At 29.4% G+C, this 12,566-nt stretch carries 12 protein-coding genes and 1 riboswitch; of the genes, 4 read left to right on the top strand and 8 right to left on the bottom strand.

Annotated features, from left to right (window positions below):
• Positions 1-1,710, bottom strand: coding sequence for an ABC transporter ATP-binding protein (locus tag DMR38_RS04215; RefSeq protein ID WP_243124433.1), 1,710 nt, complete (start codon positions 1,708-1,710; stop codon positions 1-3).
• Between the two features lie 203 nt (positions 1,711-1,913).
• On the opposite strand from DMR38_RS04215, the gene DMR38_RS04210 reads away from it, so the two are divergent.
• Entirely contained in the window at positions 1,914-2,300 is a 387-nt protein-coding gene (locus DMR38_RS04210) for a hypothetical protein (RefSeq protein ID WP_127720141.1), read from the top strand.
• A 62-nt stretch (positions 2,301-2,362) separates the two neighbouring features.
• Positions 2,363-3,886 carry a cardiolipin synthase gene (gene cls / locus DMR38_RS04205; RefSeq protein ID WP_127720140.1) on the top strand — a complete coding sequence of 508 codons (1,524 nt, stop codon included), beginning with the start codon at positions 2,363-2,365 and terminating at the stop codon, positions 3,884-3,886.
• A gap of 9 nt (positions 3,887-3,895) precedes the next feature.
• On the opposite strand, the gene DMR38_RS04200 is transcribed toward cls, so the two are convergent.
• The 3 genes from DMR38_RS04200 to DMR38_RS04190 all read right to left on the bottom strand — a co-directional run bounded on the left by DMR38_RS04200 (position 3,896) and on the right by DMR38_RS04190 (position 6,854).
• Positions 3,896-5,257 (bottom strand): Na+/H+ antiporter NhaC family protein, encoded by a 1,362-nt coding sequence (locus DMR38_RS04200; RefSeq protein WP_127720139.1) that lies wholly within the window; start codon positions 5,255-5,257, stop codon positions 3,896-3,898.
• A 180-nt stretch (positions 5,258-5,437) separates the two neighbouring features.
• Complete coding sequence (locus tag DMR38_RS04195; protein WP_013237552.1) at positions 5,438-5,626, bottom strand: hypothetical protein; 189 nt, start codon at positions 5,624-5,626, stop codon at positions 5,438-5,440.
• Positions 5,627-5,672: 46 nt separating this feature from the next.
• Positions 5,673-6,854, bottom strand: coding sequence for an MFS transporter (locus DMR38_RS04190; RefSeq protein WP_127720138.1), 1,182 nt, complete (start codon positions 6,852-6,854; stop codon positions 5,673-5,675).
• A 112-nt stretch (positions 6,855-6,966) separates the two neighbouring features.
• Here DMR38_RS04190 and DMR38_RS04185 point away from each other — a divergent pair, with 112 nt between their 5' ends.
• Both DMR38_RS04185 and DMR38_RS04180 read left to right on the top strand, forming a co-directional pair.
• Entirely contained in the window at positions 6,967-8,292 is a 1,326-nt protein-coding gene (locus DMR38_RS04185; RefSeq protein ID WP_127720137.1) for a PLP-dependent aminotransferase family protein, read from the top strand.
• A 275-nt stretch (positions 8,293-8,567) separates the two neighbouring features.
• Positions 8,568-8,879: a DUF3471 domain-containing protein gene (locus DMR38_RS04180; protein WP_127720136.1), complete on the top strand. Its 312-nt coding sequence runs from the start codon at positions 8,568-8,570 to the stop codon at positions 8,877-8,879.
• A 282-nt stretch (positions 8,880-9,161) separates the two neighbouring features.
• Here DMR38_RS04180 and DMR38_RS04175 read toward each other — a convergent pair whose 3' ends face one another.
• Genes DMR38_RS04175 through DMR38_RS04160 form a run of 4 tightly spaced genes read right to left on the bottom strand, consistent with a single transcriptional unit; the run spans position 9,162 to position 12,400 of the window.
• Positions 9,162-9,899 carry an ABC transporter ATP-binding protein gene (locus tag DMR38_RS04175; protein WP_127720135.1) on the bottom strand — a complete coding sequence of 246 codons (738 nt, stop codon included), beginning with the start codon at positions 9,897-9,899 and terminating at the stop codon, positions 9,162-9,164.
• A complete protein-coding gene (locus DMR38_RS04170) occupies positions 9,880-10,884 on the bottom strand; it encodes an ABC transporter substrate-binding protein (RefSeq protein ID WP_127720134.1) in 1,005 nt (334 codons plus the stop codon). Before DMR38_RS04170 ends, DMR38_RS04175 begins: the two co-directional genes overlap by 20 nt.
• 11 nt (positions 10,885-10,895) lie before the next feature.
• Positions 10,896-11,648, bottom strand: a complete 753-nt coding sequence (locus DMR38_RS04165; protein WP_127720133.1) for an ABC transporter permease — start codon at positions 11,646-11,648, stop codon at positions 10,896-10,898.
• A gap of 17 nt (positions 11,649-11,665) precedes the next feature.
• Positions 11,666-12,400: a TatD family hydrolase gene (locus tag DMR38_RS04160; RefSeq protein WP_127720132.1), complete on the bottom strand. Its 735-nt coding sequence runs from the start codon at positions 12,398-12,400 to the stop codon at positions 11,666-11,668.
• A gap of 62 nt (positions 12,401-12,462) precedes the next feature.
• Positions 12,463-12,565, bottom strand: a riboswitch (TPP riboswitch).
• Position 12,566: the final 1 nt, after the last annotated feature.

The following is a 12,566-nucleotide window of genomic DNA, read 5'->3' as shown; positions in this document are numbered from 1 at the left end:
CTATATGTTCTCCTTTCCACACTGAGATATGAATATGTTTTCATAAGTTTTACAGGTTTTCACAAGTTCATCATGCTTTCCAATACCTACTAATTTCCCACCATCAATTACAAGTATTTTATCAGCCCACATTATAGAAGATATTTTCTGTGAAATTATGATACACGTTAAATTTCTTGAATCTTTTCTTAAATTTTCTCTTATATTAATTTCTGTAACTGCATCTAATGCACTTGTACAGTCATCAAATATAAGTACTTCAGGCCTTTTAATAAGTGCACGTGCTATAGAAATTCTCTGTTTTTGTCCACCTGAAAAATTAATTCCTTCTTGTCCAATTTTAGTATCATATTTTTCAGGAAATCTATCTATGAATTCATTAACTTCTGCAATTTCACAGACTTTCTTAACTTCTTCTAGAGAAGCATTTTCCTTGCCCCATCTTATATTCTCAAAAACTGTTCCAGTAAACAATGTTGTTTTTTGAGGCACTAAAGCTATTTTATCCATCAAAGTTTTTTCATCTATATTCTGTATATCTACTCCATCAATTTTTATGATTCCAGAAGTTACATTATAAAATCTAGGTATTAAATTCACCAAACTGCTTTTACCTGAACCTGTAGGACCAACAATACCAATTGTTTCTCCTGGCATACAGGTAAAACTAATGTTATTTATAACTTGACGTCCATCCGAATAGGAAAAGCATACATTTTCAAAATCTACTCTCCCTTTTTCAGTAAAATTTGTAGAGACTTCATTAAGCTCTACGTCATTCTCCTCATCTAATACCTCAAAAATTCTAACTGCTGAGGCTTTAGATCTAGCAAATACATTAAATACAGCAGATATCATCATAATAGAAAAAAGTATTTGCGTCATATAATTGGTAAAAGCAATTATTTTTCCTACCTGAATGTCTCCTGCTTCTACGTACTTTCCACCAATCCATAAAACACATACTATTCCTATATTTATAATCAAATTTCTTCCTGGAGAAAATAAAGACATGATACGCATTGCAGTTGTAGTTAATTTTCCTAAATTTTCATTTGCAATTTCAAATTTTTCACTCTCATAATTAAATCTATTAAATGCCTTTACCACCCTTATTCCGGATAAATATTCCCTCATAACAGAATTTATTTTATCAAGTGATACTTGAACCTTCATAAAATAGGGATATCCTATTTTCATATTTAAGAATATAAGTAAGACTATAATTGGTATTATAATAAACAATATCACTGCTAAATGTAAATTCAGCCTGGAAGCCATAATAATACTTCCAATACAAACAATAGGAGATTTCACAAATATCCTCATAAGTCCATTGACAAAATTTTGAACCTGAGTTACATCATTAGTAAGACGTGTTATAAGTGAACTGCTTTTAAATTTATCAATACTGTTAAGCGAAAAACTCTGAATTTTTTTAAATAAATCTGCCCTTAAATCCCTACTAAATTTTTGAGATACACTTCCAGATAATATATTACGTCCCGACGCACCTAAGGCACCTAATCCTGTAACTATCAGCATTATAAATCCGTGTTTAACTATGTAATCCATATTTCTATTTGCTACACCTATATCTACTATTTTTGACATTATAGTAGGCTGCATCAAATCACACATTGCTTCCACAGCAAGACAAAATATAGCAAAGCAAAAACCTTTCCAGTATTTATGTATATATTTTTTCATATATTTCAACGGACACACTCCCAAAATTTTATCTTATTTATTGATAATATTACTTTTCAATTACAATTTCAATTATGAACATAAGATTAATTAATCTTCTTGCCTAATGCAAAAGCACTAATTATACTGTATAATTATCTCGAAGTTAAATAGAATATTATGTAAACCTATAAATATCAATCTAATTTAAAGAGGCGATCACTTTGAGAAATTTTTTAAATAAGCTTTCCTATTATTTTAGAGAAAGTTATGGCATTGATAAACTTTCTACCCACCTTTACATTGGCGGAATTGTTCTATCTTTATTTAGACGTACAGCTACATTAGGATTTGTATTTTTCATATACAGTACCTGGAGATGCCTTTCAAGAAATAAATACAGAAGATACAAAGAACTTGAGGCCTATGAAAATTTCATTTCACCTCTAGCTAAAAAGTTTAGTGGATTTACCTATTCTATCAACAATCATAAACAATATAAAATATTTAAGTGTCCAAACTGCTCTCAAAAATTAAGAGTTCCTAGACACAAAGGAAAGGTAACCATAACATGTAAAATTTGTGGTACTTCTTTTAAAAGGAAATCATAACCTTTTTCATTAACATAGTTTATGATAAAATAGAATAAAAACTTGAAAAGTAGGTGCTGCTATTGGGTGAAAGAAGAATATTTGTGGCAGTTTTTAAATTTGTAATTTTAATATTTTGGACAATGTTTCAATTTATAGCTATTGCACTAGTTTTCAATTCATTTAATATATCCTTAATGTATTATTTTGTTTTTTTCGAAATCATAAGTGTCATTTTTGTAATTCACTTAAACTATAAAGATAAAAATACTTCTTATAAAATCAGCTGGATAGTTCTAATTCTTCTCATTCCAGTGGTGGGAGCACTTATTTACATTTTTTCCATGATTGGAATAAAACGTAACTTTAATAAGATAAACAAAATAGAATTGGATAAAGACGTATTTCCAAAGGAAGACCAAAATATGCTATCTTCTTTTAAAAAACAAAATAAAATAAGATACAATGAAACAAGACTTATAAAAAATATTAGTGACTATGGATGCTATACAAACACAAAAGTTGGTTACTTCTCTTCAGGAGAAGACATGTATAAAAAACTTTTAGAGGAATTAAAAAATGCTAAGGAATTTATTTTTTTAGAATACTTCATAATATCAAAAAGTAAAATGTGGGATGAAATTTTTGATATTTTAAAAGAAAAGGCCAATAATGGTGTAGAAGTAAGAGTACTAGTAGACTATGTAGGTTCTTTTGTTGTTTTACCAAAAGATTTCAAAAAATCTCTTAAAGTCAATAATATAAAATTAAAAATATTTAATCCTTTTAAAATAATTTTAAATTTTATGCTAAATTACAGAGATCACAGAAAGATAACTGTAATTGATGGAAATGTTGCGTTCACTGGTGGAATTAATATAGGTGATGAATATATAAATGAATATAAGAAATATGGTTACTGGAAAGACATGGCTGTATGCTTAAAAGGAGAAGCAGTTTATAGTTTTACAATTATGTTCTTAAGAATGTGGCAATCAATATCAAAAAAGAAAGAGAACTTTTCAAAATATAAGACTTCATGCAAGCTAGAAAAAAGTCAGGGTATTGTAATGCCTTACAATAGTGGACCCATAAAACCTGATGGGGCAGCAGAATACGTGTATTTAAACATTATAAACAGTGCTAAAAATTACATTTATATTACTACCCCCTACTTAGTAATAGGTTACGAAATGATACTGGCACTTTCTCTTGCAGCAAAAAGAGGGGTAGATGTAAGAATAATAACACCTTTTATTCCAGATAAAAAAATCGTACAGATTCTCACTAGATCCCATTATGACAACTTATTAGATTCAGGAGTAAAAATATACGAATATACACCAGGATTTATCCATGGAAAAACTTTTGTATCTGATGGGGAATGTGCAGTAGTTGGAACTATAAACTTAGATTACAGAAGTTTATATTTGCATTTTGAATGTGCAACCTACCTGTACAATGTCCCCGTAATAGATAATATTTATAAAGATTTTTTAAGAACTATAGAAGTATCAAAAAAGATAAATAAAGATGTATGGGAAAAAAGAAGTCTTTCAAAAAAAATTGTAGAATCAATTTTGAGAATGTTTGCTCCATTGGTATAAATAATTATATTATTCTACTTTTTTGACTTTGCAAATACAAGCTGCAAATATGGTTACTATGGGTAGCATATAGCACAGCAATGCATAGGGTGCATACTTAATTGTAGAAATACCTGTAACTGCTAAAATTAATAAAGAATTTACATTCCATGGAACTAATGGAGCAATAACAGTTCCAGTATCAGATATTGTTCTAGCTAATATCTTATTTTCCACACCTAATTCCTCATACTTGTGTCTCAAAAGTTGTCCAGGTAATATTATGCCAACAGTTTGGTCACAAGCTATTGTGGACATTCCACTTATAGCACAAGTCTTTATAACCAATTCTTCCTTTGATTTTATAGTTGAAATTACTTTATCCACTATAGGTTTTATAAGGCCTGTTCCTTGAAAAATACTATTTAACGAAATAGCTCCTCCCATTATAAGTAAAACCTCAACCATAGAAGTTATTCCCCCACCGGTTAATACCTTATTCAAATACTCATATTTTGTATTTCCTACATAACCCGTAGTTATTTCCATGACAACACTCCAAATGCTAGTATTTTGTACTGTCATAGATAAAATCACACTAGCAACTAATCCAAGTGAAAGCGAATTAACTATTTTTACACCTAAAAAAGACACTATAAAAATTACTGCAGGTATTAATAAAAAAAGTGGTGAAATTACAAAACTTTTCTTAATTGAAGTAGTATACCTACTTATATTTGAAGAGTTAGAACCCACACTATACCTTTGTCCAATGTAAAAATATACAGAGCCAGCTATTAAATATGCAGGAAATAATATCTTAACCATAGATGAAAGCATATTTTTATAGGATGTTTTAACAGTGGTTAAGGTAAGATTTACAAGTCCTGAAATCGGAGACATTTTATCTGCTAAAAATGCACCTGAAACAATTACTCCTAAAATAATATAATCTGGAATTCCAAAAGCCTTTGCCAACCCTAAGCTTGCAATTCCAATGGTACTTATAGTTGCAAAAGCAGACCCTATAAATACTGCTACAGCAGACGTAAGTATAAAAATCATAAATAGAATATTCATGTGCTGCATATATTTAAAACCATAGTACATTATTGTAGGTATAACTCCAGATGAAAACCATACAGGGATTAAAGCTCCTATCAATAAAATTAAAGTAAGTAATTGTCTGCAGTCAAGAAGACTATTCTTTACCATAACTAATAGCTCAGTAACACTAAAGCCACTTTTTATAAAAACGCAGGTTGAAAAAATTATACTTATAGTAAATGCGTAAAATAATGATATCTTAAAAATTATAGAACTTAGTATGGCTATAAATGCAAAAATTAGAACCATGTACCTACGTCTTTCCGAGATGTTCTTATTACACATAATATGCCCCCAAAATAATTAATAATTATCTCAACTTGCAAAGTTTTTAAGCTGCGAAAGTTGAGCAAATATTTAAAAAACTCCCATATTTTATATTATATTATCTTTGTTAAAAAAGTCTAGTAATTTTTATAAAAAATAGAAGGTCATAATAACCTTCTATGATATAATTCTATACAGCTATCTTTCAAATTTATTAAGCAATCTTTCTAGTTCCCGTGCTTGCAGGGCAGATTCTTCTGCAAATTTTTTAAACACCTGATTTATTTCTTTATTCTCTATTTTACCAGAATACTCCTGGTAATCTCTAACGCTCTCCTGCTCATCAAGAAGTTTTTGCTTTATCATATCTTCAACTGTTAATTTCATCCTTATCTCTCCCTTCTACTAATAGTTTTTGTTACATAAAAAGGTTTTATTCATTATTAATTTGTTTATATGTTGCAAAAATAAAGATTGAAATAAAAACAGAAAATATCACCCATAATAACTGATAGCCTATTTTAGCAATGACAATGCCACTAAAAACACTGCCCAATCCACCACCACAAAATAGACCGAATCCAATTAATCCTGAAGGTAACCCTTTAGAATCAGATGCCACATCAAAAGCCATAGTAGCCAAGGTAGATTGAACGAAAATATATCCAATGCCCAAACTGATAGTGGCAACCAAACCCATTTCCCAGCAGTGAAAATTTATTAAAAATAAAGTCATCATTAGTGCAAATATTTCACCTAATATGATCACATTTTTATATCCTATTTTTACATTTAACTTTCCCATGATAGAGCCTGCACCAAGACAAGCAAATCCATAAAACATTACAATTATTCCACATTCCATATAATTTAACTTTAAGGCATAATGAAAATAGGCACCTAAATAACTATACAAACCCAAAAATAGAAACCCGGATATAAGTGCCATAGGAAAAATTATTTTCCCACTTGGTGTTAAAGTAACACGTTTAACTTCAGTAAAAAACTTCTTATTTACAGAAATAATATTATCTTTAGGTATGGTAAACAAAAGAAATACCGTGCATATTGCAGCTGCCACAAAAAAAATAAATAATACACGCCAGCTGATATATCTAGCTAATGTTCCACCTAAGCCAGCACTAAAACCTTGTCCCAGAAAAACAATCCCCATAAATTTTCCAACATATTTTGATCGCTTTGAAACTGGAACGGTATCCCCAATCAAAGCTAGAGATACAGCTATAATACCTGCAGCAAAAAATCCTGTTACTGTCCTCCATATGCTCAGTACAAATAAAGAACTAGCAAATGCACATCCACAGGTTCCTAAAGCAAATCCACATATAATCAACTTAAGTATTCTAACTTTACTGTAACAATCACTGAAATATCCATAAACAGGCTGCATTATTCCATAGGGTATCATGTATAATGTCAATATAATACCAGTCTTAGGAATTGATGTATTAAATTCTGAAGCTATTGCCGGAAGTATCGGCGATACAAACCAATTATCAGCAGCAGAAATAAATCCTCCAATTCCTAAAATTACAATTAATATATCATATTTTAAACTTACTTGTTCTTTATTTTTACAAATTAAATGCTTCATATTTTGTATCTCCTTATATAGTATAATTAAAGTATAAAAAATATATATTTTCTATACAATGCAAAAAATTCTAATGTGGCCTAGTACAGATTCATAGGAAGTAGGTAGTTTTATGAAGTATAACTTTATTTACACATATATAAAAGAACAAATATTTAAAGGATATATTAAACCGGGTAAAAAATTACCTTCTATAAGGAACATATGTAAAAAATTTGAGTGCAGCAAAATAACTGCTGCCAAAGCATATGACTTATTGATAAAAGATCACATAATATACGCTGTACCTAAAAGTGGATACTACCTTATTGAAAACAGTCTAAATATGAATAATAGTTTTGATAATAAAAGTATAGATTTTTCAACATCCGCTCCAGATGAACGTATTTTGCCTTATAAAGAATTTCAGGATTGTTTAAATCAAGCATTAAATTTATATAAAAAAAATCTTATCTCTCCCTCTAGTACACAGGGAGTTGAAAACTTGATTTGTACCATACAAAAGCAGCTTCAAAATTATCAAATTTTTACTGACAAGCCATATATATTTATAACAGCAGGCTCTCAACAAGCTATAAATATACTCACTATGATGGATTTTCCAAATGGTAAAAAAAATGTGCTTATTGAGGAACCAACCTATTACGGAGTTATAGAATCTTTAAAACTTAATAATGTAAATATTATAGGTATAAATAGGACTTCAAAAGGAATAGACTTTTATGAACTTGAAAATATATTTAAGCACAAAGATATAAAATTTTTTTATATTATTCCACGTTTTCACAATCCTACAGGATTTTCATATTCAAATAGTGAAAAAAAACAAATATTAAAACTTTGCCAAAAATATAATGTATATATAGTTGAAGATGACTATTTAGCTGACTTGGATATTGAAAAAAAGTCTGATCCAATATATGCTTTAGATTCTTACTCAAAAGTTATATATGTAAAAACCTATTCTAAAGTATTATTGCCTGGATTGAGAATTTCTGCAATTGTACTTCCAAAAGAGATACTAAAAACTTTTGGCAAATATAAAAAATGGAATGATTTAAGCACATCCGTACTTTCACAGGGAGCCTTAGAAATTTATATAAAAAGTGGTATGTTTGACATACATGCAAAAAAACTTAGGGAGGTATATTCTAAAAGAATGGCCTGTCTTAATAAATGTGTAAAAACTTGTTACAACTCTAATATAATTTGGCACGTTCCCCCTTCAGGTTTTTTTGCCAGTTTTGAGGTGGTTAACAGTACACATATAGACTATATAATTAATGGGTTAAAGTCAAAAAACATTCTTCTGACCGATCCAAATATATTTTATTTAAATACCAATATATCAAAGAAATTAGTAAGACTAAGTGTTAGTAGAAGTAATACCATTGAAATTGAAAAAGGTATAAACAAAATTTGCACTATGATTAAGTAGCTTCAAATCATCTTAATTAACTTCAATTTTTAAATTATTATTGAGTTTTCCATTTTTTGTGATATTATTATATTCATAAAAGTTACTATTAACATAAAAATTAGACAACTATTTAAGCTTATTCCAAAGAGCAGATAACTTCCACGGAAGTGTACTTGTAGCTCAAGATGGAAATATAGCAAGATATCCAGATAAAGATCTAAGCATAATTACGCTTACAAAATATAGGATATTATAACGTAAATTCTCTCACTGATACTTTATCAAATATCCGTATGGGTGGAAGTTATGAGCTTCCAAATACAAAACGAGTAGTAAAAGTGGACAGTAAAACTTTAGATAAATATGTCGGAAGCTATACTATTCCAGGAGGTCTAAATATATCTATAACAAGTAATGGAAGTCATCTTTATTATGAACAGGGTGGCAGTAAAGCAAAATACGAACTCTTTCCAGAATCACAGAATAAATTTTTTCTAAGAGTATCCAATGTGGAAATTAAATTTAATGTAAACACTAAATATCAAACTACAGGATTAGAATTATATCAATTAGGTGAAGATGTCCACATAGATAAATCTAAATAGCTATAGGGTTTCTAGGTGATAATTTAACTTATACGCAGACATATTTTTACAACGATGAAGCTCTTTTAAATATTTTGTATATAAGTCTTAGGGAAAAATTCGTAAAAACTTAGAACTTTTGAATTGTTTGAGGTACGAGTTTTCAAAAGTTCTTAGCTTTTTTAAAATTTTTTGCTTAGACTTATCAAAATATTTAACGAACTGAAGGTTGTAAAAAATATTCGAAGTATAAGTTGATTTTTGTTTAGGAACTCTATATAGTGTTTATTTTTTATCAATAATTTAAAGCAGCTTTAAAATATCTGCTTTCATTTCTAAAAGTTTTTTAGAAAATATTCTGTTTTTCTTGTTCTCACTTTCAAAATCTACGTTAATTTCTTTTTTAATCACTCCAGGTTTAGAGGATAGTACATATATCCTATCAGAGAGCAAAATTGCTTCTTCTATATCATGAGTTACAAAGAGTATACTTCTTTTCAATTCTTGCTTCATATCAAGAACCCATCTTTGCATTTTACCTCTAGTTATAGAATCCAGCGCACCAAAGGGTTCATCAAGTAGCATTATTTCCTCAGAAGACAGAAAAGTCCTCAAAAAACTTGCCCTCTGTCTCATACCTCCTGAAAGTTCATAGGGATATTTCTTTTCATAGCCTTTAAGTCCAACTATTTCAATATACTTAACTGCCCTTTCCCTCGATTCTTTTTTATTACTACCTCTTATATCAAGTGGAAGCACTACATTTTCCATTACAGTTTTCCAGGGCAAAAGTAAATCTTTCTGCTGCATATATCCTATGTCTCCCTTTACTGAAACCTCTCCTCTGTATTCTTTAATAATACCAGTTATTATATTAAACAAAGTACTTTTTCCGCATCCACTTGGACCTAAGATAGAAACAAATTCTCCCTTTTTTAAGTTAAGAGATATATCTTTTAGTATAAGATTTTCCTCAAAACTTATACTCACATTTTTAACTTTTATGATGGAATCATCATGTTTATTTTGGCAAAAATTCATTTGTGAAAGCATCGCTTGTTTTTAGCTCCTTTTTAATTAACCCTTTACTTTGTAAAAATTTAGCATATCTACTCCATACATCAGATTTCATTACACCCCATCTAGGTGCGTCTGCTATGTACTGCTTTGCCATATATTTCTGACTTTCTGCAGCTATTTTCTTATCTATTTCTGGTGCATATTTGACAAGTATTTTTGCACTTTCATCAGGATTTTTTATAGCATATTCATATCCCTTTGCTGTAGCTTTTAAAAACTTTCGAACTTTATCTGGATTTTGACTAATATTTTTATTACTAGTTATTAAAATAGGAGTGTAGTAATCAAGTGCAGAATCTAAATCTTTGACAGGTATAAAATTTAAGTCCACACCTTTTAATTTTGCTTCAACTCCAGTCCATCCCTGGTAGATCCAGGCAAAATCAACGTTTTTTTTCGTAGATGCAAAGAAATCATCAGTTCCCATATTCACAATTTTAAGTTTACTGAAATCTGCTCCATTTTTCTCCATAACAGCTTTGATTACAGCTTCTTCTGAAGGAGAACCCCATCCTCCATAAACTTTTCCTTCAAAATCTTTTACACTTTTTATATTTTTGCTTTTAGGTGATGCAAACCCTGAAGTGTTGTGCTGTATTATTGCCGCAATGGATTTTATAGGAAGTGGATTTTTGTTTGTAACCGCATAGGTTACATCTTCCTGATAGCTTACACCAAAATCTCCTTTGCCTGCAGCTACAAGATTTGTCACATTACCTTGTGAAGGTTGAACTATCTTCACATCCAGTCCTTCCTCCTTATAATATCCTTTATCTAATGCTACATATAATCCTGTATGATCTGTGTTTGGAGTCCAGTCAAGTATTACCGTAGTTTTATCTAAAGAAGCAGCTTCCTGTTTCTTTTCACCCGTTCCACATCCCCCAAATAACAAACTTATAATAAATATAGTTACCGACAAGAATACAATTTTATTTTTTTTCATATTCGTCCCCTCTATTTCCAATGTATTATTTTTTTACCTATAAAATCTATAATGTAAATTATTATAATGCTTACAATAACAATGACTAAAATTGAAGCAAAAACCTTGTCCAATTGATATGCATTTTTTGCCCTTACCATGTATACACCAATACCATTATCTCCTCCAAGCCATTCACCTATAATTGCAGACATTATCATATAAGTTGCTGCTATTTTTAAGCCTGAAAAAAAATTCACCATAGCATAGGGAAGCTTTAAGTGATAAAATGTCTGTAATTTTGAAGCTTTCATAGTGCTAAATAAATTTATATAATCCCTGTCCACTTTCTCAAAGCCATCCACAAGGCTTACAACTATCGGGAAAAAACATACCATTACCACTACTATTATTTTCGGAAGTACTCCAAATCCAAACCATATTATAAACAAAGGTGCAATTGCTATAGTTGGAATAGTTTGAGATATTAGTAAAATAGGATATATTGACTTTCTCACAATCTCAAAACTATCCATTATTACAGCCAATATAAAGGAAAATATTATAGATATAAAAAAACCTATAAAAGATTCGTACAATGTAGTTTCTGTATTTTCCATTATATTTTGGAAATCTGATACAAGAGTTTTTAAAATATCCAGCGGAGAAGGAATAATATACTGAGGAACATGGGCAAAGTTTATTGTTAACTGCCATATAAGTACAACTATTGCTATTGTAACTATAGGATATATTTTACTTTGAATGTTTTTTGTTTTTTCCATATATAAGCACCTTCAGTCTATAATTTTAATTTATTAAAATTGTCATAAATTTTTTCTCTAACTTCTTCAAACTGGAGATTCTTTATTAAAGAAATTTTTCTTACAATATTTATAACTTCAGATGGATATCCATATTTTTTATTTACCCATTCAAGTGAAGTAGGTCCATCAGTTTCTGTTAAGATTTTACCTAGAGGAAGAATTTTTACTATCTCATCTGTAAGTTTAGAATATCCTATATCAACACTTATTGTAAAATAGCACCCATACTCCAAAAACTTTTTTAATATATTCAAATCTCCACTATACCAATGAATTATAGGTGTTCTTAAATCATATTTCTTTATATAATCCAATACCTCCTTTTCTGCTCCTTTAGTATGAATGTTTGTTATTTTGTCATATTCCTTAGCTTTACCTAAAAAGTATTCAAATACTAGATTCATATAAGGATATTTTTCTTTCTCCAAAACCCAATAGTAGTCAAGTCCTATTTCTCCAATAATTTTACATTCCTTTACATAATCATCGAACTTATCTAAATCCTTGTAGTTTTTATGTGCCTCCCATGGATGTATTCCAAAACATGGAGTTATATTTTTATTATCTTTACTTAATTTTTTTGTAAATATATAACTTTCCAAATCCATAGAACATCCTAGGGTTTTAATATTGCTGCGATTTATACTCTTAATTGCATTATTTAAATTATCTTTATAAAAATCCATATGATTATGCGCATCTACAAACATTTTATTCTCTCCCTATACTTTAACAAAAATAAAAAGCACTATTATAAAAACAGTGCTTTGAATCCAATATTAAAGTAGCTTTCCTACGTCGGCGTTACCCGAATCAGGTTCAAAGGGTTAAAGTTTTCACTTTTCTCAGCACAAATGGCACCCCTGGCACTATAAA

It is taken from the genome of Clostridium sp. AWRP (assembly GCF_004006395.2).
Taxonomy (GTDB): domain Bacteria; phylum Bacillota; class Clostridia; order Clostridiales; family Clostridiaceae; genus Clostridium_B.
The sequence above is the reverse complement of the archived record's forward strand: the minus strand, read 5'-3'. Positions and strand labels throughout refer to the sequence as shown.